Source organism: Microbacterium deferens (assembly GCF_045517775.1).
GTDB lineage: Bacteria > Actinomycetota > Actinomycetes > Actinomycetales > Microbacteriaceae > Microbacterium.
This window is the reverse complement of record NZ_JBEUWT010000003.1, coordinates 49,984-73,364: the sequence shown is the minus strand read 5'-3', so window position 1 is coordinate 73,364 and position 23,381 is coordinate 49,984. Positions and strand designations below refer to the sequence as shown.

Sequence of the window (23,381 nt, the reverse complement as noted above, 5' to 3'; positions counted from 1 at the left end):
GGGAAGATGGACATCTCGACGACGTCGATTACGCCGGTCGCGACCCCTCGAAAGTCGTTCGGACGAACCTTCCGCGCCTACCTCGCGTTGACGAAGCCCCGGGTCCTCGAGCTGCTGCTGGTCACGACCGTGCCGGTCATGATCCTCGCGCAGAACGGCATGCCGAATCTCTGGCTGGTGCTCGCCACGGTCATCGGCGGGTCCCTCAGCGCCGGCTCGGCCGCAGCGTTCAACATGTACCTCGACCGCGACATCGACGCGCACATGCAGCGCACCGAGAAGCGTCCGCTCGTCACCGGCGAGGTGACGCCGCGCAACGCCCTGATCTTCGCGTGGACCCTTGCCGCGGCATCCACGGTCTGGCTCTTCTTCACCACGAACTGGCTCGCCGCCGCACTCTCGGCCGGCGCCATCTTCTTCTACGTCGTCATCTACACGATGATCCTCAAGCGCCGCACCGAGCAGAACATCGTGTGGGGCGGCATCGCCGGGTGCTTCCCCGTGCTCATCGGCTGGTCGGCCGTCACGGGATCGCTGAGCTGGACGCCGTTCATCCTCTTCGCGCTCGTGTTCCTGTGGACGCCCCCGCACTACTGGCCGCTGTCGATGAAGTACAAGGACCAGTACGAAGAGGTCGACGTGCCCATGCTCGGCGCCACGCGCAGCGGCTCGCAGGTCGGCCTTCAGGTGATCCTGTACGGCTGGGCGACGGTCGCGTGCTCGCTCTTGCTCATCCCCGTCGCATCGATGGGCCTCGTCTACACCGTGTCGGCCCTCGTCTTCGGCGGTTGGTTCCTCTACGAGTCGCACCGCCTCTACACGCGAGCCGTCCGGGGCACCGAGCCGCGCCCCATGCGCGTCTTCCACGCCTCCATCACCTACCTCACGCTCCTGTTCGTGGCCATCGCGGTCGACCCGCTCCTGCCCTTCTGACGCAGAGCGCACGAAGAAGGCCGGATCCCCTCGGGGACCCGGCCTTCTTCGTCGTCGCGGATGCGGCGTCAGGCGCGCTTGTCGTCGCCCTCGGTCGCCGCAGCCGGCGCCGGGGTCGTGCTGGGCACCTCGACGTCGGGGTCCTCGGCGATGACGGGCGCTGCCGTCGTGGCGGCGGGGACGGTGGACTCGGACGCGAACGGGGTCGGTTCGAGGTCGGTCTCGTCGGCGGTCCAGTCGATCGTCTCGACGACGGCCGCATCGCCCTGGGGGATGAGCGACTTCGCGGCGGCCAGCGCGAGCGCGAGCAAGAGTCCGACGACGCCGGCGCCGAGGAGCACGGCTCCGACGACCGACCACGACTGTCCGCCGTAGACCTGGGCGGTGGTGGCGGTGCCGTCGACGAGGCCGCGCTCGAGGGTGCCGAGGCGGTCCACGACGATCCACAGGCCCACGGCTCCGGCCACGACGGACCCGGCGACGAGGATCCAGAACGGGATGCTGGTGATCAGGCGGGCACGAGAGGTCATTTCGGGTCAACTCCTATTTTCTCCGGGCACGGTTCGGCCGCGGCATCGACCAGTCTGCACCGTAGGCCACCACGATGCTTCTGCGTCTCCGATGTGTTCCCTATGAAGGTGCCCGCGCGCAGAGCCCGCCCGCGGTCAGCGTGCGACGGCGGGGGTCTTCAGGTTCAGCACCACGGCGACCATGGCCGCGGCGGTCAGCGCGGCGAGCACCATATGGGTGCCGACGGCCCACTCCGGGAGACCGTTTCGCGCCTGGTAGAGCCCGACGGAGATCTGCACGAGCTCGATCGCGAGGAGTGCGGTGATCCAACGACGCACGGGAAGGCGGCGCGCCCAGGCGACGATCGTGAGCACCAGGGTCAGCACGAACAACGCGTAGCCGGGCCACGCGTGGACGTGCTCGAGCACCTGCGCGTCGAAGCCGCTGCGCACCGCCGCGTCGTCGCCGGAGTGGGGCCCGGCGCCCGTGGTCAGCACGCCGAACACGATGGTGAGGGCAAGGACGAGCGTGGTGACGTGGGTCGTGATCAGGTACCAGCGCGGGACGGCGAGCGAGCGCGGGCCGGGGGCGGCGTTCATCCGCACGAGGAAGGCCGCGCACACGCCGACCAGAACGACCGAGGCGACGTAGTGGAAGCCGACGATGAACGGGTTGAGGCCGGTGAGCACGGTCACGCCGCCGACGAGGGCCTGCGCGACGACACCGCCCAGCACGATCGCGGCGAGAACGAAGAGGTCGCGGCGTTCGCGACGGATCCGCCAGACGAGCACGACCACGGCCAGCGCCAGGATGCCGACGACGCCGGTGAGGGTGCGGTTGCCGAACTCGATGATGCCGTGGATGCCCATCTCCTGCGTGGCGACCAGCGAATCGGGCGTACAGGTCGGCCAGGTGGGGCAGCCGAGCCCCGAGCCGGTGAGGCGCACGGCGCCACCGGTGCCGATGATGAGCACCTCGGCGACGAACGAGAGCCAGGCGAAGACCCGGACGCGTCGATCCACCCGGTCGGGCAGCCACGCGACGAATCGCGACAGCGGGGTGGGGTCGGTGCTCCGGTGAGTGTCGGCGGTCGACTGCGCGGACATGGGGCTCGCCTCCAGGCGGGTTCCGCGAGCGCCGGGGTGGGCGCCGGGCACCCCGTACGGGGCTGGGAACCTGTAGAATCAAGGGGTTCGGGATGCACCGCTCACGCGGATGCCATCCCCGACAGTCTAGGCGCGGTAACTGCGCCTCATAGCGGGCCCACCGAGCCTCCTCCCTCCGCCGCACTCCACGCGGAACGGGAATGCTCGGGCGGATGACACCGTTCGGCCCGAAGAGGAGAGGATCGTCATGACTGATGTACTGATCGACCGGCCCGAGCTCGAGGGGCTGGGGGTGTACGAGTTCGGCTGGCACGACGCCGACGCCGCGGGTGCTGTTGCGCAGCGCGGTATCAACGAGAGCGTCGTGCGGGGCATCTCCGCCCTCAAGGATGAACCCGAGTGGATGCTGAAGACCCGTCTGAAGGGTTATCAGCTCTTCGGACGCAAGCCGATGCCGACCTGGGGCGCAGACCTCAGCGAGATCGACTTCGACAACATCAAATACTTCGTCCGCTCGACGGAGAAGCAGGCCGGAACCTGGGAGGAACTCCCGGAAGACATCCGGAACACGTACGAGCGGCTGGGCATCCCCGAGGCCGAGCGTCAGCGACTCGTCTCCGGCGTGGCCGCGCAGTACGAGTCCGAGGTGGTCTACCACCAGATCAACGAGCAGCTCGAAGCCCAGGGTGTCATCTTCATGGACACCGATACGGCGCTGCGCGAGCACCCCGAGTTCTTCGAGGAGTACTTCGGCACCGTGATCCCCGCGGGCGACAACAAGTTCGCCGCGCTGAACACGGCCGTCTGGTCGGGCGGATCGTTCGTCTACGTACCGCCGGGCGTCCACGTCGAGATCCCGCTCCAGGCCTACTTCCGTATCAACACCGAGAACATGGGCCAGTTCGAGCGCACGCTGATCATCGCCGACGAGGGGTCGTACGTCCACTACATCGAGGGTTGCACCGCTCCGATCTACAAGAGCGATTCGCTGCACTCGGCCGTGGTCGAGATCATCGTGAAGAAGAACGCCCGCGTGCGTTACACGACGATCCAGAACTGGTCGAACAACGTCTACAACCTCGTCACCAAGCGGGCCGTGGCCCACGAGGGCGCGACGATGGAGTGGATCGACGGCAACATCGGCTCGAAGGTCACGATGAAGTACCCGTCGATCTTCCTCATGGGCGAGCACGCCAAGGGCGAGACCCTTTCGGTCGCCTTCGCCGGCCCCGGTCAGCACCAGGACGCCGGCGCCAAGATGATCCACATGGCGCCCTACACGCAGTCGTCGATCGTGTCGAAATCGATCGCCCGGGGCGGTGGACGCGCCGGCTACCGCGGTGAGGTGCGCGTTGATGCGAATGCGCACCACTCCGCGAACACCGTCAGGTGCGATGCGCTGTTGGTGGATTCGATCTCGCGCTCCGACACGTACCCGGCGATCGACATCCGCGTCGACGACGTGCAGCTCGGTCACGAGGCGACGGTGTCGAAGGTCAGCGAGGAGCAGCTGTTCTACCTGCAGTCGCGCGGCCTTCCGGAAGACGAGGCCATGGCGATGATCGTGCGCGGCTTCATCGAGCCGATCGCCCGCGAGCTGCCGATGGAATACGCGCTCGAGCTCAACAAGCTCATCGAGATGGGCATGGAGGGCAGCGTCGGATGATCGCCGCCCCGCCCACGAAAGGATCGGTCGGCTAGATGACGACGACCACCACCGTCCCCCTCCCCGGGAGCACCGCACACACCGACGGAGGATGGGGCGACAAGACTGCGCCCGTCGTCCCGGTGCAGACGCGTTCCGAGCGCCCCACCTCCTTCGACGTCGCCGACTTCGGCACGCCGACCGGTCGTGAGGTCAACTGGAAGCACACGCCCGTCGACCGTCTGCGGGCACTGTTCGCCGACGACGTGACCGACGAGGATGCAGCGCTCCGCCGCGACCTCGGAACGGCGGCGTCGCACGTGATCGCCTCTTCGGGGCTCGACGCCCCGGTGCGCGGCGAGCACTTTCGCCCGGAAGACGTCGTCGCCGCCACCGCGTGGCAGCGTTCGACCGACGCCCTCCACGTGCGTCTGGCCGCCGACGAGGAGCTCACCGAGCCCCTGCGGATCGACGTCACGGGCCTCGGGGCCGGCCTCGTGGCAACCGACCACATCGTGATCGAGGCGATGCCGCACGCTCGGGGCACCGTCGTGCTCTACCATTCCGGATCGGCCGCCTACGCGCAGAACGTCGAGATCGTCGTCCGCGATGGCGCCGACCTCACCGTGATCACCGTCCAGCGCTGGGATGACGACGCCGTGCACGCGGCCTCGCATCAGGCGCGGGTCGACCGCGACGCGAAGCTCACCCACATCGTGGCCAGCCTCGGTGGCGGAGTTGTGCGCGTGAATCCCTCGGTCGAACTGTCGGGCTCCGGGTCGGAGGGCCGCCTGTTCGGTCTGTCGTTCTCCGACGCCGGTCAGCACCTCGAATCGCAGGTCTACCTGCACCACAAGGGCGACCACACCAAGGGCGACGTGCTCTACAAGGGCGCGCTGCAGGGCGAGAGCGCGCGCAGCGTCTGGATCGGTGACGTGCTCATCGGACCCGACGCCGTCGCAACCGACTCGTACGAGGCCAATCGCAACCTGCTCCTCACCGACGGTGCCCGCGCCGACTCGATCCCGAACCTCGAGATCCAGACCGGCGACATCCTGGGCGCGGGCCATGCCAGCGCGACGGGCCGGTTCGACGACGAGCAGCTGTTCTACCTGCAGGCTCGCGGAATCGACGAGGACGAGGCGCGCCGCCTGGTCGTCGTCGGGTTCCTCAGCGAGATCGTGCAGCGCATCGGCGTGGCCGACCTCCAGGTCGAGCTCACCGAGGCCATCGAACGCGAACTGCAAGAGGGAGTCACCGCGTGAGCGCGACCCGTATCTGCGCGCTGAGCGAGCTGGAGCAGGACACCGCTCTGCGTGTCGAGGTCGAGGGCGTGCCGATGGCCGTCGTCCTCGACGGCAACGGCGAGGTGCACGCCATCGGCGACACCTGCACGCACGGAGAGGTGTCGCTCGCCGAGGGTTTCGTCGACGGCGACACCCTCGAGTGCTGGGCGCACGGATCGGCGTTCTCGCTGACCACCGGGCACCCGCTGAATCTTCCGGCCTACGAGCCGGTCCCCGTTTACGTGGTGACGATCGAGGGAGACGACGTGCTCGTCGATCCCACCGTCACGCGTCCCACGAACTGAGTAAGGAAACCGACATGACTGTTCTCGAGATCCGAGACCTCCACGTCACCGTGGAGACGGATGCGGGCACCACCCCGATCCTCAACGGCGTCACACTGACCATCCGCACGGGCGAGACCCACGCGATCATGGGCCCCAACGGCTCGGGCAAGTCGACGCTCGCGTACACGATCGCCGGTCACCCCAAGTACACCGTCACGAGCGGTTCCATCACGCTCGACGGCGACGACGTCCTCGCGATGACCGTCGACGAGCGCGCCCGCGCGGGCCTGTTCCTCGCGATGCAGTACCCCGTCGAGATCCCCGGCGTCACCGTGACGAACTTCCTGCGCACGGCGAAGACCGCGATCGACGGCGAGGCGCCCAGCATCCGGTCGTGGACCAAAGACGTCAAGGCCTCGATGAAGGACCTTCGCATGGACGACAAGTTCGCCCAGCGCAACGTCAACGAGGGGTTCTCCGGCGGTGAGAAGAAGCGCCACGAGATCCTCCAGCTCGAACTCCTCCAGCCCAAGATCGCCGTCCTCGACGAGACCGACTCGGGACTCGATGTCGACGCGCTCAAGATCGTCTCGGAAGGCGTCAATCGCGCCAAGGGCAAGAGCGACCTCGGTGTGCTCCTGATCACCCACTACACCCGCATCCTCCGCTACATCCGCCCGGACTTCGTGCACGTGATCGTCGCCGGCCGGATCGTCGAGGAAGGCGGCCCCGAGCTCGCCGACCGGCTCGAGAACGAGGGTTACGACCGGTTCATCCCGGCCGACAGCCCTGTGGAAGCGTAGAATCGTTACATGACCGCAACGATCACGGCCGACAAGTACGACGAGGTCACCGAGGCGCTGAAGGATGTGATGGATCCCGAGCTCGGGATCAACGTCGTCGACCTCGGTCTCATCTACGACCTCGCGTGGGACGACGAGAACGATGCGTTGATCATCCACATGACGCTCACCTCCGCCGGTTGCCCGCTCACCGACGTCCTCGAAGAGCAGACCGCGCAGGCGCTCGACAACGTGGTGGACCGATTCCGGATCAATTGGGTCTGGATGCCGCCGTGGGGTCCCGAGCGCATCACCGATGACGGGCGCGACATGATGCGCGCGCTCGGTTTCGCCATCTGACGCACGACTCCATCCGACCCGGAGGGCGCGGGTAGGCTCGCGGGATGAGCGTCACGCCCCTTCGCGCCCTTCCCCTCGACGAACTCCGGCAGCGTTCCAGCTCCAAATGGCGGACCTATCCCGCCGACGTCCTCCCGCTCTTCGTGGCGGAGACCGACTTCCCGCTCGCGCCGGCCATCTCGGCTGCGCTCGAGCGGGCGGTCCGTCTCGGAGACACCGGTTACACGCCGCCGGATCCGGGCATCGCACGCGCCTTCGCGGGCTTCGCGGCGCGAAGGTTCGGATGGACCGTCGACCCGGCGCGGGTGCGCACCACCGGCGACGTGATGGTCGGGGTCGTCGAGCTCCTGCGGGCGGTGACGTCGCCCGGCGACCGGGTCGTGATCACCCCGCCGGTGTACCCGCCCTTCTTCGACACCGTGCGCGAGGCCGGCGCCGAGGTCGAGCGGGTGCCTCTCGTGGCTCCGTCGCCCGACGACGCGGACGGCCGCTGGCGTCTCGACCTGGCCGGGATCGAAGCGGCTCTCGCCGCCGGTGCCCGCGCGGTGCTGCTGTGCAACCCGCACAACCCCACCGGGACGGTCCACACCCGAGCGGACCTCGCCGAACTCGCGCGCATCGCCGCACGCCACGGCGCCGCCGTCGTCAGCGACGAGATCCACTCGCCGCTCGTCCACCCCGGGGTGCGGTTCACGCCGTTCCTCGACGCGTCCGACGACGCCGCGCGCATCGGCTACGCCGTCACCAGCGCCAGCAAGGCGTTCAACCTCGCCGGGTTGAAGTGTGCGCTCATGGTGACCGCGGATGAGCGCACCGCGGCGGTCGTGAAGGCGCTGCCGTGGGAGGTCGAGTGGCGCACGGGCCTGTTCGGCGCCCTCGCCGGAATCGCCGCCTTCGCACCCGAGAGCGATGAATGGCTCGACGGATTACACGCCGCGCTCGACCACAATCGGCGGCTGCTCGCCGACCTGCTGGCCGAGCATGTGCCCGCCGCTCGCTACCGCATCCCCGACGCGGGCTTCCTCGCCTGGGTCGACCTGACGGAGCTCGGGTGGGGGGAGAACCCGGCCGCGAAGATCCGCCGGGAGGCCAAGGTGGCGTTCCACGTCGGCCCGTACTTCGGAACCGAGGGGGCGGGGCACGTGCGCATCAACTTCGGATGCTCGCCGGACGTGCTGCGTGAGGCCGTCGAGCGCGTCGGCGCCCTCGTGAGCAGGTGAGCGGCCGCCTCCACGGACCGGGGATCTGGCAGTCGCCGTTCGGGTGGGTGAGTCTTGGCTCGGTCGCCCTGGTGTTCCTCGCTGCGCTCGAGAGCCTTGCCGTCACCACGGTCATGCCCGTGATCGCTGCGGACCTCGACGGGCAGGCGCTGTACGCGCTCGCGTTCGCCGGCACGCTGGCGACATCGGTCATCGGAATGGTGTGCGCCGGGTCGTGGGCCGATCGCTCGGGACCGGCGGTACCGCTCTCGGCGGCCGTCGTGCTGTTCGTCGCCGGTCTGTTGGTGGCGGGCCTCGCCCCCGACATGGTCGCGTTGATCGTGGGCCGACTGCTCCAGGGACTGGGCGCCGGGGGCATGACCGTGTCGCTGTACGTCGTCATCGCACGGGTCTACCCGTCCGCTCTGCACGGTCGTATCCTCGCCGCGTTCGCGGCGGCCTGGGTGCTGCCGGCGCTGGTCGGCCCGTTCCTCGCCGGGGCGGTGACCGAGCTTCTCCACTGGCGCTGGGTGTTCCTCGGGGTCGTGGTGCTGTCCGCCGCCGCCTACGCTCTGCTGCTGCCCCGCCTGTCCCGCCCCGAGCTGCGTTTCGCGGACGACACCGAACGCGTTCCGTTCGTCGGGCGCCTGTTGTGGGCCGTGGCCGTCGCCGCGGGCGTACTCGTCTTGAGCATCGCCGCCGAATCGGGGACGGGCGCGGCCCTCCTCGTCATCGTGGGCGCCGTCGTCGTGGTGGTGGCCATCCGACCGCTCCTTCCCCCGCGGACGCTACGAAGCGGCCGCGGTCTGCCGAGCGTCATCCTGCTGCGCGGGGCCGTGGCCGGCGCGTTCTTCAGCGCGGAGATCTACGTTCCCTACGTCTTCATCGACCTCTACGGGTTCTCGCCGATCTGGGCCGGGCTCGCCCTGACAGGGGCCGCCGTGATGTGGGCGGCCGGTTCGGAGGCGCAGGGGCGGGTGGGCGATCGCTGGGGTGACCGGCGCATTCTCGGGGGTGGACTGGCGGTCACGATCATCGCCATGGCCGTCGTGACCGCGGGTGTCGCCCTGCACCTGCCGCCGATCGTGCTCATCGTCGCGTGGACGCTCGGCGGCGGCGGGATGGGGCTCCTGTACCCGCGGATCACGATGCTGATGCTGGCCGCTTCGACGGAGGCTGACCAGGGGCGCAATTCCGCTGCCCTGTCGATCGCCGAGGCGACGGGCGCCGCGACCGCGATCGCCGCAGCGGGGATCGTCGTCGTGGCACTCGGCGGGGGAGTCCTGGGGTTCGTGGGAGCCTTCCTCCTGTCGACCCTGATCGCCCTCGCGGGCGGCATTCCCGCAACGCGCACCACGGCGCCGATCGAGAGTCGATTGGAACATCCGGGCAGGTAAGGCTACCCTTACGAGGTGTCCTCCGTCGTCGTCTCGAGCCGTCCGTCCTACCGGCCCTACTGCGCCGAGGTGCGCGCGGTGCGCCGCCTGTCGCCGTCGTTCGTGCGCGTGACCTTCGGTTGCGACGACTTCGCCGACTTCGGGACGGCCGGCCTCGACCAGCGCGTGAAGCTCCTCCTGCCGCTTGCCGACGGGACCATCACCGACGTGGGCCAGCGCGACGACGAGGCCATCGCGACGGGCGCGTGGTACGAGCGCTGGCGCGACGTACCGACCGGTGAGCGCAGCCCGCTGCGCACCTACACGGTCCGTCGTGTCGCGCCCGAGGCCCGCGAGATCGACGTCGACTTCGTGGTGCATCACGACGCGGGGCCGGCGGGGGAGTGGGCCGCGCACGCGCGCCCCGGCCAGGAGCTCGTCATCGTCGGGCCAGACGAGCGCAGCGATCACTCGCGGCTCGGCCTCGACTTCCACCCCGGTACGGCCCGGCGGCTGCTGCTCGCCGGTGACGAGACGGCCGTGCCCGCCATCAGCGCGATCCTGGAGTCGCTCCCGGCCGGAGTCGACGTCGACGCGTTCCTCGAGGTGCCGACGGGCCGCGACGCTTTGCCCCTGGAGGTGCCCCGCACTCACCGCGTCACCTGGATCGCGCGCGACGATGCCCCGCACGGCGCGCGGCTCATCGCAGCGCTCGAGGGATGGTGCGCAGCATCCGGTGACGTGCTGACGCGCGCTGCCGCGCCGCGACCGCAGGTGGTCGCCGACGTCGACGTCGACCGCGACCTGATCTGGGACAGTCCCGACGACGCCGAAGGCGAGTTCTACGCGTGGTTCGCGGGCGAGGCGGCGACGATCAAGACGCTGCGCCGGATGCTGGTGACCACGGGGGGAGTCGACCGCAAGCGCGTGGCCTTCATGGGCTACTGGCGGCTCGGGCAAGCAGAACGGCAGGCATGACGACCACGTCCCGGGCGAGGCGTCTGCGTCTCGTCGCCGTCAGTGCTGTCGTCGTCCTGGCGCTCACCGTCGCGGGCAGTCTTCTGATCGGTGCACGCTCGGTGTCGCCGACGATCGTGTGGCAGGCGCTGACGGCGTTCGACCCCACGGTGGCCGATCACGTGGTCATCGTCACCCAGCGCATCCCTCGCACCGCCATCGGACTCATCGCCGGTGCCGCCCTCGCTCTCGCCGGCACGCTGATGCAGGGGCTCACGCGCAACCCCCTCGCAGACCCCGGTCTGCTCGGTATCAACGCGGGCGCCTCGGTCGCCGTGCTCGTGGCGATCACCTTCTTCGGGATCTCGCAGCCGAGCGGATTCGTCTGGTTCGCCTTCGTCGGCGCCGCCGTCGCGGCTGTCGTCGTCGCCGTGATCGGCACACGCGGCCCGGACGGCGACAACCCGGCCAAGCTCGCGCTCACGGGCGCGGCGGTCACCGCGGGCCTCATCGCGATCACGACGTTCATGCTGACGACGTCGGCCGCGACCCTCGACGTCTACCGCTACTGGCAGGTGGGCGGTCTGACCACCCGCGGACTCGACACCGTGGCCGTCGCCGCCCTGCCCGTCGCCGTGGGCGCCGTCCTCGCGCTCTCCAGCGGGCGCGGACTCGACCTGCTGTCGCTCGGGAGCGACACGGCAGCCGGTCTCGGGCAGAACGTCGCCCGCACGCGCGGTCTCGGCATTCTGGCGGCTGTGCTCCTGTGCGGGGGAGCGACCGCTCTGGCCGGGCCGATCGTGTTCGTAGGATTGCTCGTTCCGCACCTCCTGCGCGCTCTCGTCGGCGTAGGCCACGGCCCGCTCCTCGCGCTGAGCATCCCGGTGGGCGCATCGCTCCTCCTCGCTGCCGACGTCATCGGCCGGGTGATCGCGCTGCCCGGTGAGGTGCAGGCCGGCATCGTGGTGGCGTTCGTCGGCGCACCCGCGCTGATCGCGCTCGTGCTCCGAGGCCGGAGGGTCGCGCTGTGACCGCCGTCGAGACTCCGTCGCCCCTCGCGCTCGTGCGCGGGCGCGTGCGCCGTCGCCGCGTCGTCGCGATCGCCGGAGTGTCGGCGGCGCTGCTCGTCGTCGTCGTGCTCGGACTCTCCCTCGGCGACTACCCCCTCTCGCCCGTGCAGCTGTGGCGCACCCTCTGGGGCGGCGGCGAGCGCGTGGAGGCATACGTGCTGTTCCAGGTGCGGGCGCCGCGTGTCGTGATGGGCGTCCTCGTCGGCGTCTGCCTCGGCACCGCGGGGGCGCTCCTGCAGACACTGCTGCGAAACCCGCTCGCGAGTCCCGATCTCCTCGGCATCAGCGGTGGTGCCAGCGTCGGTGCGCTGTTCGTGCTGATCGTGCTCGGGCTGACCGGGCCGCTGCTGGCCGCCGCGGCCTTCGTCGGCGGCCTGGCCGTGGCGATCTTCCTCCTCGCGGCCGGACGCCGGCTCTCGGACGGAGGATTCCGCCTCATCCTGGCCGGCATCGGTGTGGCCTTCCTCTGCGTCGCGATCACGAACTTCCTGATGGCCCGCGCGCAGCTCGAGCTCGCGCAGGCGGCGTTGGTGTGGATCACCGGATCGCTGTCGTCGAGCGCGTGGTGGCAGGTGCTCGTCGTCCTCGTCGTCGCCCTGGCGTGCGCGCCGTTCGTCGCTCTCGTCTCCCGATGGCTCCCCATCACCCAGCTCGGCCCGGCGACCTCCTCGGGTCTCGGAGTGAACGCGACGACCGTGCGCTGGGTGGCCGTCGTCTGCGCCGTGCTCCTCACCGCCGTCACCTGCGCGTTCGCAGGGCCGATCTCCTTCGTCGCGCTGTGCGCGCCCCCGATCGCGCGATCGCTCCTCGGCCACGGGGCGCTGGGGATCGGCACCAGCGCTGGCACGGGAGCAGCCCTCCTCGTCGCCGCCGACCTGATCGCGCAGTTCGCGCTCCCCGGCCTCTCGCTCCCGGTGGGCGTGGTCACCGGGGCACTCGGCGCCGTGTTCCTCCTGTGGCTTCTGGCCTCGACGAAAGGGCGTCAGGTATGAGCGCTTCCCCCACTCCGCCGCGCCTGAGCGCGCGGTCGTTGGACGCGGGCTACCCGGGCCGGCGGGTCATCGAGAACCTCGACCTCGACGTCACCCCCGGTCGCATCACGATGATCATCGGCGCGAACGCGTGCGGGAAGTCGACCCTCCTCGGCGTGCTCGCGCGTCTGCACGCCCCGCTCGGCGGCGAGGTGCTCCTCGACGAGGTCGACGTCGCGAGCATTCCCCGACGACGGTTCGCCCAGCGCGTCGGGCTGCTCCCGCAGCATCCGATCGCCCCCGACGGTCTCACCGTCGGGGAGCTCGTCTCACGCGGACGCCACCCGCACCGCGGCGTCTTCGAGCGATGGAGTGCCGCCGACACGGCGCAGGTCGACGACGCGATGCGGCTGACCGGGGTCGAGGCCCTCGCCGACAGGCCCGTCGGCGACCTCTCCGGAGGGCAGCGCCAGCGGGTCTGGATCGCGATGGCTCTCGCCCAGAATCCCGAGATCCTGCTGTTGGACGAGCCGACGACGTTCCTCGATCTGAGCCATCAGCTCGAGGTGCTCGACCTCCTCGTCGAGCTCAACCGCGCCCATGGAACGACGATCGTCGTGGTGCTGCACGAGCTGAACCTCGCCGCGCGGTACGCCGACGACCTCGTGGTCATGTGCGAGGGGCGGATCGTCGCCCAAGGCGACCCGCGCGAAGTGCTGACGGCGGAGGTCGTCTCGGACGCGTTCGCGCTCGATGCCCTGGTGATGCCCGACCCGCTCACCGGCACCCCTCTCGTCGTGCCGCGCCCGGGCGGCGCGCACCTGACGCCCGACCCCACCTGATCCCCGAAACCCCCACCCGGCGGAACCCGTTTCCGCGTTCGAAAGGAAAACCCCATGTCCCGCACCCCCCGTGCGATCGCCTTCGCCGCGGCTCTGGCCGCTGGCGCCATCGCCCTGTCGGCCTGCTCGACGGCCGCCACCGAGACCGGAGCCGGCTCGTCAGCGTCTGACTCCGCGGCATCCGAGGCCTTCCCGGTGACGATGACGAACATGTACGGCGAGACGGTGATCGAGTCGGCCCCCGAGCGTATCGCGACGTGGGGTTGGGGCTCCACCGACGCCGTGCTCGCCCTCGGTATCGTTCCGGTCGCCATCGCTTCGATGGACTACGGCGGGGGAGACGACCGCATCACCCCGTGGGTGAAGGACGCCCTCGATGAACTGGGCGGCGAGACACCCGTGATCCTCGATGCCTCCGGCGAGGTGCCGGTCGAGGAGCTGCTCGCGACCGACCCCGACGTGGTCATCGCCCCCTACTCGGGCCTGACCCAGGAGGAGTACGACGCGATCACCGGCGCCGGCGTGCCGGTCGTCGCACCCACGGACGGCGTGTGGACCACTCCGTGGCGCGACGTCATCACCGAGACGGGCACAGCGCTCGGTCGTGAAGCGGATGCTGCGCAGATCATCACCGACATGGACGACCAGGTCGCCGCAGCGGCGGCTGAGCACCCGGAGTTCGCCGGCACCACGATCGCGTACGCCTCCGACAGCGTCGACACGTTCTACCTGTACCTCCCCGCCGACCCGCGCGTGGAGATCCTCGAGGACCTCGGCTTCGTCACCTCCGATTCCGTCGCCGCGCTCGACGACGGCTCCGGGAGCTTCTACGCGACGGTCAGCGGCGAGAACCTCGACTCGATCGACGCTGACGTGATCTTCACGCAGGTGGACGACGAGGCCGCTCTCGAGACGTTCCTGACGTCCGACCGCACGCGGCTCATCCCCGCCGTCGCCACGGGCGCCGTCGCCGCGATCGTCGGCGAGGAGAACGTCGCCGCCGTCTCGCCGACCGCGCTGACGTTCCCCTTCATCCTGCCCACGATCGTCGAGCAGCTGGCCGAGGCCACCGCTGTCGCCAAGGGCTGACCGTGACGACGAAGGCGCCCATCCGGTATGCCGGGTGGGCGCCTTCGTCGTGCTCCAGGTCAGCGTCGCCGGTCGGCGGCGCGGACGAGGGCCCACGCGGCGGGGACGATCGCGGCCGCGAGCGCGGCCTTGACGATACCGCCCACGATGAAGGGCAGCACGCCGACGGCGAGGACGTCGCCGAGCCCGTAGCCGAGGCCCAGCACGCTGTTCAGGATGAACGCCATGTAGGGCACGCCGACGAGGAACGGCACGACGCTGGCCGCGGCGAACCCGGCGAATGCCAGGACGGGGCGTCGGTCCCACGACCGCTCGGCGAACCATCCGGCGACGAACGCGGCGAACACGAAACCGATGATAAAACCGAAGCTGGGCTTGGCGACGGAGGCCAGGCCCCCGGACAGCCCGGCGAAGACGGGGAGGCCGATGAGGCCCAGCCCGAGGTAGCTCAGCAGCGAGAGCGCGCCGCGGCGCGCGCCGAGCGCTGCGCCCACGACGATGACGCCCAGCGTCTGGCCGGTGATGGGGACGGGCCACAGCGGCACCTCCACCTGGGCGAGGACGGCGACGGTCAGGGCGCCCGTGAGGACGAGGGTCGCGTCGAGCGCGACAGCGCGGGCGCGGGTCGACGGGCGGGCGAGGAGGTCGGCCAGCACGCGGCGGCCGAGCGGGGAGGCGACGGACATGAGGCTCCTTCGTGAGCTGCTCGCGGAAGGTTCGGCGGGCATCGCGACTTATACTAGGGGGCTGGCCGTTGGCCGCTTGTGTACCTATTCCCACCAGAAGATCGGACGTTCGCTGTGCTCGCCGTGCATGACCTCGAGATCCGCGTCGGAGCGCGCGTGCTGATGTCGGGCGTCTCGTTCCGCGTGAGCGACGGCGACAAGATCGGTCTCGTCGGCCGTAACGGAGCCGGCAAGACCACGCTGACGAAGGTGCTCGCGGGCGATCTGATCTCGGCGGCCGGAAGCGTCGACAGCTCCGGCGAGCTCGGCTATCTGCCCCAGGACCCGCGCAGCGGCGACCCCGAGATGCTGGCGCGCACGCGCATCCTCGACGCGCGGGGTCTCGGCTCGCTCGCCATCGGCATGCAGGAGGCGTCGCTGCTCATGGGCGACCCCGACGAAGCCGTCGCGGCGAAGGCGATGAAGCGCTACAGCTCGCTCACCGAGCGATTCGAAGGGCTCGGTGGGTACGCTGCCGAGGCGGAGGCAGCATCGATCGCGAACAACCTGTCGCTGCCCGACCGCATTCTCGATCAGCCGCTCAAGACCCTCTCGGGCGGTCAGCGTCGCCGTATCGAGCTCGCACGCATCCTCTTCTCCGACGCCCAGACGATGATCCTCGACGAGCCGACGAACCACCTCGACGCCGACAGCGTCGTCTGGCTGCGCGAGTTCCTGAAGGGCTACAAGGGCGGGCTCATCGTCATCAGCCACGATGTCGAGCTCGTGGGCGAGACGGTGAACCGCGTGTTCTACCTCGACGCGAACCGTCAGGTCATCGACGTCTACAACATGAACTGGAAGAACTACCTGCGCCAGCGGGTGGCCGACGAGGAGCGCCGCAAGAAGGAGCGCACGAACGTCGAGAAGAAGGCGACGGTGCTCCAGCAGCAGGCCGCGCGGTTCGGTGCGAAGGCCTCCAAGGCGGCCGCCGCGCACCAGATGGTCGCGCGGGCCGAGAAGATGCTCGCGGGTCTGGACGAGGTGCGTCAGGAGGAGCGCGTGGCGAAGCTGCGCTTCCCGAAGCCGGCACCCTGCGGCAAGACCCCGCTCATGGCCTCGGGTCTGTCGAAGTCGTACGGATCGCTTGAGATCTTCACCGACGTCGACCTGGCGATCGATCGGGGCTCGAAAGTCGTGATCCTCGGATTGAACGGTGCGGGGAAGACGACTCTGCTGCGGATCCTCGCCGGCGTCGACAAGGCCGACACCGGGGTCATCGAGCCGGGGCACGGCCTGAAGGTCGGCTACTACGCCCAGGAGCACGAAAACCTCGACGTGAAGCGCTCGGTGCTCGAGAACATGATGTCGGCGGCTCCCCACATCACGGCGACGGATGCGCGCAAGGTGCTCGGGTCGTTCCTCTTCGTCGGCGATGACGTGCTGAAGCCTGCGGGCGTGCTCTCCGGTGGCGAGAAGACCCGTCTGTCGCTTGCGACGCTCGTCGTCTCCAGCGCGAACATGCTCCTCCTCGACGAGCCCACCAACAACCTCGATCCCGCGTCGCGGGAAGAGATCCTCGGCGCGCTCGCTCACTACGAGGGCGCCGTCGTCCTGGTGTCGCACGACGAGGGCGCGGTCGAGGCGCTCAACCCGGAGCGCGTGCTCATCCTCCCCGACGGGGTGGAAGACATCTGGGGTCGCGACTACGCCGACCTGATCACCCTCGCCTGACCCGAGCGGTCAGCGCGAGTCGACCAGGGCGTCCTCCACGTCGGCGTCGTTGTCTCGGCGCTTCTCACGTCGGGGCCTGGGGGTCTTACCCGCGGCTTCGTCGGCTTCCTCACGACGGATGCGCCGTTCGCTCACGATGATGTAGCCGATGAACGCGAAGCCCATGATGGCGAACAGGATCCACTGGATCGCGTACGACAGGTGCGGCCCGGGATCCTCCGTCGGCGACGGCAGCGCGCCGGGCACCACCGCGGGCGCCGGATCCTCCGAGACGAGCTGACCGTACGCGGAGGTCAGCACCGCGTCACCGGAGGAGACGACGTCGGCGATCGTCGGGAGATTGATGGTGGCCACCTGGCCTTCGTCGGCCGATCGACCGGAGGCGGGAACCATCTCTCCCGGCTTCAGCCGCACGACGACGGTGGTCTGCCCGGTCGGAGGAGCGGGGACCGCGTCGGGCTCGGGGTCAGGATCGCCCGGTGGCACCCAGCCGCGGTCGACGATCATGACACGACCGTCGTCGAGGCGGAAGGGAACCAGCACCTCGAACGCGGCCGTTCCGCCGTGAGGGCGGTTGCGGACGAGGAGCTCGTCGTCGGGCAGATAGGCGCCGGTCAGGATCACCGGCGTCCATTCGTCGGCGGGGTCGAGGTCGGCGCCGGCGGGGATCACGTCGCTGAGCGGTACGGGTTCGGCGTCATAGTTCGCGTCGACGAGAGCGAGCTGGCGGGCGCGCTCCTCATTGCGGGTGAACTGCCAGTGCGAAAGGAAACCGCAGGCGATCGCGAATACGATCGCGACGGCGACGTAGCCCGTCCACCGCAGCGCGGCGGGGCGTGCGCGATCGGTCATCGGGGTGAGCCCTCCTCGGAGACCGGGGCCAGGGGCGAGACCTCGACGGGGAAGTCGCGGGCAGCGAGGTAATCGCGCAGGAAGTCGACGTGGGCGTCGCACGCCGACCACAGCTTGCGGCGATCGGTGGTGTGGATACGGGGGTTGCGCCACGCCACGACCCAGGCGGATGCGTCGCGGCAGCCGGCCCGCGAGCACTCCGCCGTCACGGCTTCGGTTCCGATCCCGGCGTCAGACGAGGGGTCTCGGAGATGCGGAACACCGTGGGCCCGGCCGGCGCCGGCACGACCGGAGAGACCGTCGGCGGCGACTCCAGCATCCGCTCCGGGCTCTCCACGTTCGTGCGTCGTACGTCGGAGCCCACATTGGCGATCACGACGGCGATGTACGGCAGAACGACCGCGCCCAGCGCGAACAGCCAGGTGTACCAGCCGAAGGGCTGGACGAGGACCATCGCCACGATGCAGGCGAGACGGATACCCATCATCACCATGTACTTGGTGAGACGGGAGCCCGCGTCGTCCTTGGGGGCGACCGGGAGCGAAGTCGCGGAGGGAGTGGTCGTTTTCACGATCCCTCAAGATTACGCCTGCGAACCGCGCGCGGCGCCGGAACAACGTCAGATAGTTCAGGAGTAGTCGTAATACGACGTGCCGCTCGAGGCGACCCCGACGATGAACATGACCCAGATGACGAGCAAGATGATGCCGATCACGGCGAAGCCGATGCCGACCCAGCCGAGAATGGTGCCGGCGAGGGCCATGCCGCGACCGGCCTCGCCGTTGGTCTTCAGCTGCTTGAGCGACATGTGACCGGTGATCACGGCGACGATCGACGCGATCAGCGGCAGGACCACGAACGCGGCGATGCCCGAGACGAGGGAGACGATCGCGAGCGAGTTGGTCTTCGGGGCGTAGCCATAGGGCGCTCCGTAACCGTACGGCTGCTGCTGCTGCGGGGGGTACGCCGGCGCTCCGTAGGGAGCCTGCGGGGCGGCAGCCCCGGGATAACCGGGAGGCGGTGGGCTCGAGGGTGCACCTGCGGGGGAGCCGTTCGGGTTCTCGTCGCTCACGTCAAGCCTCTCTGTCGCTGAGACCAGAGTTCCAGCGGGCGGATGCGGTGTCAAACCCGCTCGGGCATGCGTGGCCCGGTCGCCTAGGCTGGGGCAGTTCCGTCCACCGGCCAGGGAGTGTGCCATGTCCACCGAACGCGTCGTCCTCGTCACCGGAGGCAACCGCGGCATCGGCCGCGCCATCGCCGAGAGGTTCGTGGCAGAGGGCTACCGGGTCGCCGTCACCGCCCGTTCGGGGGAGGGCCCCGAGGGCACCCTCACGGTGCGCGCGGACGTGACCGACGCCGCGGCCGTCGACGCGGCCTTCACCGAGGTCGAGGCGGCCCTCGGCCCCATCGAGATCGTCGTCGCCAACGCCGGCGTCACGAAGGACACCCTCCTCATGCGCATGACGGAGGACGACTTCGATTCGGTCGTCGCGACGAACCTCGGCGGCGCCTTCCGGGTCGTCAAGCGCGCGTCGAAGGGGATGCTGCGGGCCCGGTGGGGTCGCGTGATCCTCATCTCGAGTGTCGTCGGCCTCTACGGATCCGCCGGCCAGGTGAACTATGCAGCCTCCAAGAGCGGACTCGTCGGCTTCGCCCGATCGCTGACGCGCGAGCTCGGTGCCCGCGGCATCACGACGAATGTCGTGGCACCCGGCTTCATCGAGACCGACATGACCGCCGCTCTCCCCGAAGACACGCAGGCCGAGTACAAGCGCAGCATCCCGGCGGGCCGCTTCGCGACTCCCGACGAGGTCGCCGGCGTCGTCACCTGGGTGGCGTCGGATGCTGCCGCTTACATCTCCGGCGCAGTGATCCCCGTCGATGGCGGTCTCGGAATGGGGCACTGACGCCCGCGACCCACTCCGTGCGCGGCGACCACATCACCGCCCTCGACCGGATGACGGCCCTCTACCGGATGACGGTTCTCTAGGGGAGGAGAGGCAGCACCTCGCGCAGGTCGACGCGACCGATCACGAGATCGGCGTTCGCGCGCACCGTCGGCTTGGCGTTGAAGGCGAGGCCGAGACCAGCGTCGGCCAGCATGGGGAGGTCGTTCGCGCCATCGCCGATCGCGATGGTCGCCCCGCGCGGCAGGGCGGCCTCCGATGCCCATTCCCGCAGCGCTACGACCTTGGCCGCGCCGTCGACGATCGTGCCGTCGACTCTTCCGGTGAGCGTCCCGTCAGCCGTCTCGAGTCGGTTGGCGCGCCAGACGTCGACACCGAGTGCGGGCGCGATCACGTCGAGGATCTCGTGGAATCCGCCCGAGACCACGCCGACGCGTCCACCGCGATCGTGCACGCCGGCGATCAGTTCGCGGACCCCGGGGGTCGGCTCGATGCGCGCGACGACCCGTTCGAACGCCGCCGTGGGTACACCGGCCAGCGCGGCGACCCGGGTTCGCAGGCTCGTGGCGAAATCGACCTCGCCCCGCATGGCGGCCTCCGTCGCCGCGGCGACCTCGGCACCGCGGCCGGCTTCGTCGGCGAGGAGTTCGATGACCTCGTTGCGGATGAGCGTGGAATCGGCGTCGAGAACGACGAGGAACCGGGCGGCAGACACGCGCTCGACCCTAGCGTGACCTGTCGTGACGTGCGTCGCGCCAGGGCTCTGAGCGACGGTCCACAATGGGAGTGCACTCCGAGGAAGGAACCCCATGGCAGACGTCGAGAGCTTCACCCTGGACCACACCGCCGTCAAGGCGCCGTACGTGCGGCTGATCGGCACCGAAGTCGGACCGCGCGGCGACGTCATCGCGAATTTCGATGTGCGTTTCGTTCAGCCGAACGAGGGGGAGATCCCCACCGCCGGCCTCCACACCATCGAGCACATGCTCGCCAGCCTCCTGCGCGACCGGCTCGACGGGGTCATCGACATCTCGCCCTTCGGCTGCCGCACCGGTTTCCACCTCATCACGTGGGGAGAGCCGGCCGTCGCCGACGTCGTCACCGCGATCGGTGAGGGTCTGCGATTCATCGCCGAGGACGCCGAATGGTCCGACGTGCCGGGTGTGGACGCCTTCAGCTGCGGCAACTACCGCGACCACAGCCTGCACTCCGCGCGCGAGTGGTCGGCCGAGATCCTTCGTCAGGGCATCAGCCGGGACGCCTTCGAGCGCGTCGGCGTCTGAACGCCGCGTCGGCCCCGATCAGGGGTCGACGCGGGCGTTCTTGGCGACGATCGTGATGCCGGTGTCGGTGACGGTGAAGCCCCGGGCGAGATCGCGTTCGCGGTCGACCCCGACGGTCGCTCCATCGGCGAGAACCACGTTTTTATCGAGGATCGCGCGGTGGATGCGGGCACCGGCTCCGACGCGCACGTAGTCGAATAGCACCGAGTCGGTGATCGTCGACCCGCCCCCGGCGAGAGTCCACGGCCCGACGACGCTGCGCTCGAGGTGCGTGCCCGAGAGCACGGATCCGAGCGAGACGACCGAGTCGATCGCGTTGCCGATGCGCCCGACCGAGTCGCGCACGAACTTCGCCGGCGGCGAGTTGACGGTCTGCGAGAAGATCGGCCAGTCGGTGTTGTAGAGGTTGAACACCGGGAGCGTGGAGATCAGATCCATGTGCGCGTCGTAGAACGACTCGATCGTTCCCACGTCGCGCCAGTAATCGCGATCGCGATCGGTCGAGCCGGGGACGTCGTTGCGCTTGAAGTCGTAGACGGCCGCTTCGCCGCGATCGACGAAGTAGGGGACGATGTCGCCGCCCATGTCGTGGTTCGACGTGGGGAGTTCTCCGTCGTACTCCACCGCCTCGATGAGGGCATCGGCGTCGAAGATGTAGTTGCCCATCGACGCGAGCACCTCGTGCGGCGCATCGGCGAGCCCGGTCGGGGACTGCGGCTTCTCGAGGAACTGCCTGATGCGCGTCGGGTCGGTCGGATCGACGTCGATCACACCGAACTGGTTCGCCAGCTCGATGGGCTGCCGGATGCCGGCGACGGTCGCGCGCGCATCGGAGTTGATGTGCGCGTCGAGCATCTGCGTGAAGTCCATGCGGTAGACGTGGTCCGCGCCGATCACGGCGACGATGTCGGGCTTCTCGTCGAGGATCAGGTTCATGCTCTGCAGGATCGCGTCGGCCGAACCCGAGAACCAGCGCTTTCCGAGGCGCTGCTGAGCGGGCACCGACGCCACGTACGCGCCGAGCATCGGAGACATCCGCCATGTCTGGGAGACGTGGCGGTCGAGGCTGTGCGATTTGTACTGCGTCAGCACGACGAGCTGGCGCAGGCCGGAATTCACGAGGTTCGAGATCGCGAAATCGATCAGGCGGTACTGACCTCCGAACGGCACGGCGGGCTTGGCGCGATCGGCGGTGAGGGGCATGAGCCGCTTGCCCTCACCACCCGCGAGGATGATTCCGAAGACCTTCGGCGCTGCAGGCATGGCACCACACTAGGCCCGTCCGCGATGTGGGGACCACAGCTTTCCGCCCCTTGACAGCTGTACTAGCGTTCGAGCATGCGCGTGGACATCGTCACCAAGGAATATCCGCCCGAGATCTACGGGGGCGCGGGGGTGCACGTCACCGAGCTGGTTCGTGCCCTGCGCCGATCGATAGACGTCGAGGTGCGCGCCTTCGGCGCGCCTCGCGACGAGGCGCAGACCACGTCGTACGCGGTCCCCTCCGAGCTCGCATCGGCGAACGGGGCGATCCAGACGCTCGGCACCGACCTCGAGATCGTCGGCGATGTCGCCGGGGCGGACCTCGTGCACAGTCACACCTGGTACGCGAACTTCGCCGGTCACCTGGCGTCGCTCCTCCACGGCATCCCGCACGTCGTCAGCGCCCACAGCCTGGAGCCCCTTCGTCCGTGGAAGGCCGAGCAGCTCGGCGGCGGCTACGCCGTCTCGAGCTACATCGAGAAGACCGCCTACGAGGGCGCCGCCGCGATCATCGCCGTCAGCGACGGCATGCGCCGCGACATCCTGCGCAGCTATCCCGACCTCGACCCGGCGAAGGTGCGCGTCATCTACAACGGCATCGACGTCGATGCGTGGCGCCCCGTCGTCGACGCCGACTTCCTCGCCGCCAACGGGATCGATCCGGCTCGTCCGTCGGTCGTGTTCGTCGGCCGCATCACGCGGCAGAAGGGGCTCCCCTACCTCCTTCGCGCCGCCGAGCAGCTGCCCCCCGAGGTTCAGGTGATCCTGTGCGCCGGCGCTCCCGACACCCCCGAGATCATGGCCGAGGTGGAGGAGCTGGTGCGCGGTCTCCAGTCGACGCGGGAGGGCGTCGTCTGGATCGATCGGCACCTGTCGCGCCACGACCTCTGCGCCGTGCTCACCGCGGCGACCGCATTCGTCTGCCCGTCCGTCTACGAACCTCTCGGCATCGTGAACCTCGAGGCCATGGCGTGCGGCGCGGCCGTCGTCGGCACCGCCACCGGCGGAATTCCGGAGGTCGTGGCCGACGGGGTGACCGGTCGCCTCGTCCCGATCGAGCAGGCCCAGGACGGCACGGGCACGCCCGTCGATCCCGAACGCTTCGTGAACGATCTCGCGCGTGTGCTGATCGAGGTCGTCGGCGACCGCGAGAAGGCCGCGGAGTACGGTCGGGCCGGCCGGACGCGCGCGGCGGAGGAGTTCAGCTGGCAGAAGATCGCCGACACGACCGAGGAGCTCTACCGCGAGCTGACCGGCCGATAGG

At 69.5% G+C, this 23,381-nt stretch carries 26 protein-coding genes; 17 read left to right on the top strand and 9 right to left on the bottom strand.

Annotation, left to right across the window (positions count from 1 at the left end; genetic code table 11):
• Positions 1-6: 6 nt before the first annotated feature.
• Positions 7-933, top strand: coding sequence for a heme o synthase (locus tag ABTU82_RS12555; RefSeq protein ID WP_116646716.1), 927 nt, complete (start codon positions 7-9; stop codon positions 931-933).
• 68 nt (positions 934-1,001) lie between these two features.
• Here ABTU82_RS12555 and ABTU82_RS12550 read toward each other — a convergent pair whose 3' ends face one another.
• Entirely contained in the window at positions 1,002-1,463 is a 462-nt protein-coding gene (locus ABTU82_RS12550) for a hypothetical protein (RefSeq protein ID WP_407173705.1), read from the bottom strand.
• A gap of 135 nt (positions 1,464-1,598) precedes the next feature.
• Positions 1,599-2,549: a COX15/CtaA family protein gene (locus ABTU82_RS12545; protein ID WP_116646714.1), complete on the bottom strand. Its 951-nt coding sequence runs from the start codon at positions 2,547-2,549 to the stop codon at positions 1,599-1,601.
• 247 nt (positions 2,550-2,796) lie between these two features.
• On the opposite strand from ABTU82_RS12545, the gene sufB reads away from it, so the two are divergent.
• From sufB to ABTU82_RS12485, 12 genes are read left to right on the top strand one after another with little or no spacing between them, the layout of a single operon-like run.
• Positions 2,797-4,215, top strand: coding sequence for a Fe-S cluster assembly protein SufB (sufB, locus tag ABTU82_RS12540; RefSeq protein WP_116646713.1), 1,419 nt, complete (start codon positions 2,797-2,799; stop codon positions 4,213-4,215).
• Positions 4,216-4,250: 35 nt separating this feature from the next.
• Positions 4,251-5,459 (top strand): Fe-S cluster assembly protein SufD, encoded by a 1,209-nt coding sequence (gene sufD / locus ABTU82_RS12535; protein WP_407173704.1) that lies wholly within the window; start codon positions 4,251-4,253, stop codon positions 5,457-5,459.
• Positions 5,456-5,785, top strand: a complete 330-nt coding sequence (locus ABTU82_RS12530) for a non-heme iron oxygenase ferredoxin subunit (RefSeq protein ID WP_116646711.1) — start codon at positions 5,456-5,458, stop codon at positions 5,783-5,785. Before sufD ends, ABTU82_RS12530 begins: the two co-directional genes overlap by 4 nt.
• A gap of 14 nt (positions 5,786-5,799) precedes the next feature.
• A complete protein-coding gene (gene sufC, locus ABTU82_RS12525; protein ID WP_116646710.1) occupies positions 5,800-6,570 on the top strand; it encodes a Fe-S cluster assembly ATPase SufC in 771 nt (256 codons plus the stop codon).
• 9 nt (positions 6,571-6,579) lie between these two features.
• The gene (locus ABTU82_RS12520) at positions 6,580-6,909 is read left to right on the top strand and encodes a metal-sulfur cluster assembly factor (protein ID WP_116646709.1); all 330 of its coding nucleotides are present in this window, start codon (positions 6,580-6,582) and stop codon (positions 6,907-6,909) included.
• A gap of 44 nt (positions 6,910-6,953) precedes the next feature.
• Positions 6,954-8,129, top strand: coding sequence for a MalY/PatB family protein (locus ABTU82_RS12515; protein ID WP_116646708.1), 1,176 nt, complete (start codon positions 6,954-6,956; stop codon positions 8,127-8,129).
• On the top strand, positions 8,126-9,505 hold the full coding sequence (locus tag ABTU82_RS12510; protein ID WP_407173703.1) for an MFS transporter: 1,380 nt from the start codon (positions 8,126-8,128) through the stop codon (positions 9,503-9,505). Before ABTU82_RS12515 ends, ABTU82_RS12510 begins: the two co-directional genes overlap by 4 nt.
• 15 nt (positions 9,506-9,520) lie before the next feature.
• Positions 9,521-10,462: a siderophore-interacting protein gene (locus tag ABTU82_RS12505; RefSeq protein ID WP_116646706.1), complete on the top strand. Its 942-nt coding sequence runs from the start codon at positions 9,521-9,523 to the stop codon at positions 10,460-10,462.
• Positions 10,459-11,472 (top strand): FecCD family ABC transporter permease, encoded by a 1,014-nt coding sequence (locus ABTU82_RS12500; protein WP_116646705.1) that lies wholly within the window; start codon positions 10,459-10,461, stop codon positions 11,470-11,472. Before ABTU82_RS12505 ends, ABTU82_RS12500 begins: the two co-directional genes overlap by 4 nt.
• Entirely contained in the window at positions 11,469-12,503 is a 1,035-nt protein-coding gene (locus ABTU82_RS12495; protein ID WP_407173702.1) for a FecCD family ABC transporter permease, read from the top strand. Before ABTU82_RS12500 ends, ABTU82_RS12495 begins: the two co-directional genes overlap by 4 nt.
• The gene (locus ABTU82_RS12490; protein WP_116646703.1) at positions 12,500-13,324 is read left to right on the top strand and encodes an ABC transporter ATP-binding protein; all 825 of its coding nucleotides are present in this window, start codon (positions 12,500-12,502) and stop codon (positions 13,322-13,324) included. The genes ABTU82_RS12495 and ABTU82_RS12490 overlap by 4 nt, the downstream gene beginning before the upstream one ends.
• A 54-nt stretch (positions 13,325-13,378) precedes the next feature.
• A complete protein-coding gene (locus ABTU82_RS12485) occupies positions 13,379-14,413 on the top strand; it encodes an ABC transporter substrate-binding protein (protein ID WP_407173701.1) in 1,035 nt (344 codons plus the stop codon).
• A gap of 59 nt (positions 14,414-14,472) precedes the next feature.
• Here ABTU82_RS12485 and ABTU82_RS12480 read toward each other — a convergent pair whose 3' ends face one another.
• A complete protein-coding gene (locus tag ABTU82_RS12480; RefSeq protein ID WP_407173700.1) occupies positions 14,473-15,099 on the bottom strand; it encodes a biotin transporter BioY in 627 nt (208 codons plus the stop codon).
• Between the two features lie 114 nt (positions 15,100-15,213).
• Here ABTU82_RS12480 and ABTU82_RS12475 point away from each other — a divergent pair, with 114 nt between their 5' ends.
• The gene (locus tag ABTU82_RS12475) at positions 15,214-16,812 is read left to right on the top strand and encodes an ABC-F family ATP-binding cassette domain-containing protein (protein ID WP_116646700.1); all 1,599 of its coding nucleotides are present in this window, start codon (positions 15,214-15,216) and stop codon (positions 16,810-16,812) included.
• Positions 16,813-16,821: 9 nt separating this feature from the next.
• On the opposite strand, the gene ABTU82_RS12470 is transcribed toward ABTU82_RS12475, so the two are convergent.
• From ABTU82_RS12470 to ABTU82_RS12455, 4 genes are read right to left on the bottom strand one after another with little or no spacing between them, the layout of a single operon-like run.
• Positions 16,822-17,664, bottom strand: coding sequence for an SURF1 family cytochrome oxidase biogenesis protein (locus ABTU82_RS12470; RefSeq protein ID WP_407173699.1), 843 nt, complete (start codon positions 17,662-17,664; stop codon positions 16,822-16,824).
• Positions 17,661-17,873, bottom strand: coding sequence for a hypothetical protein (locus ABTU82_RS12465; protein WP_407173698.1), 213 nt, complete (start codon positions 17,871-17,873; stop codon positions 17,661-17,663). Before ABTU82_RS12465 ends, ABTU82_RS12470 begins: the two co-directional genes overlap by 4 nt.
• Positions 17,870-18,235: a DUF3099 domain-containing protein gene (locus ABTU82_RS12460; RefSeq protein WP_116646697.1), complete on the bottom strand. Its 366-nt coding sequence runs from the start codon at positions 18,233-18,235 to the stop codon at positions 17,870-17,872. Before ABTU82_RS12460 ends, ABTU82_RS12465 begins: the two co-directional genes overlap by 4 nt.
• Before the next feature lie 57 nt (positions 18,236-18,292).
• Positions 18,293-18,736 carry a DUF4190 domain-containing protein gene (locus ABTU82_RS12455; protein WP_407173697.1) on the bottom strand — a complete coding sequence of 148 codons (444 nt, stop codon included), beginning with the start codon at positions 18,734-18,736 and terminating at the stop codon, positions 18,293-18,295.
• A gap of 124 nt (positions 18,737-18,860) precedes the next feature.
• Between ABTU82_RS12455 and fabG the strand changes: the two genes are divergently transcribed.
• Positions 18,861-19,571, top strand: coding sequence for a 3-oxoacyl-ACP reductase FabG (gene fabG / locus ABTU82_RS12450; protein WP_116646696.1), 711 nt, complete (start codon positions 18,861-18,863; stop codon positions 19,569-19,571).
• Positions 19,572-19,650: 79 nt separating this feature from the next.
• Here fabG and serB read toward each other — a convergent pair whose 3' ends face one another.
• Positions 19,651-20,286: a phosphoserine phosphatase SerB gene (serB, locus tag ABTU82_RS12445; protein WP_116646695.1), complete on the bottom strand. Its 636-nt coding sequence runs from the start codon at positions 20,284-20,286 to the stop codon at positions 19,651-19,653.
• Between the two features lie 94 nt (positions 20,287-20,380).
• Between serB and ABTU82_RS12440 the strand changes: the two genes are divergently transcribed.
• The gene (locus ABTU82_RS12440; RefSeq protein WP_116646694.1) at positions 20,381-20,854 is read left to right on the top strand and encodes an S-ribosylhomocysteine lyase; all 474 of its coding nucleotides are present in this window, start codon (positions 20,381-20,383) and stop codon (positions 20,852-20,854) included.
• Between the two features lie 18 nt (positions 20,855-20,872).
• Here the strand turns inward: ABTU82_RS12440 and glgC are convergent, their stop codons facing one another.
• Complete coding sequence (glgC, locus tag ABTU82_RS12435) at positions 20,873-22,117, bottom strand: glucose-1-phosphate adenylyltransferase (RefSeq protein ID WP_116646693.1); 1,245 nt, start codon at positions 22,115-22,117, stop codon at positions 20,873-20,875.
• Positions 22,118-22,192: 75 nt separating this feature from the next.
• Between glgC and glgA the strand changes: the two genes are divergently transcribed.
• Positions 22,193-23,380, top strand: coding sequence for a glycogen synthase (gene glgA, locus ABTU82_RS12430; RefSeq protein ID WP_407173696.1), 1,188 nt, complete (start codon positions 22,193-22,195; stop codon positions 23,378-23,380).
• The last annotated feature ends 1 nt before the right edge of the window (position 23,381 follow it).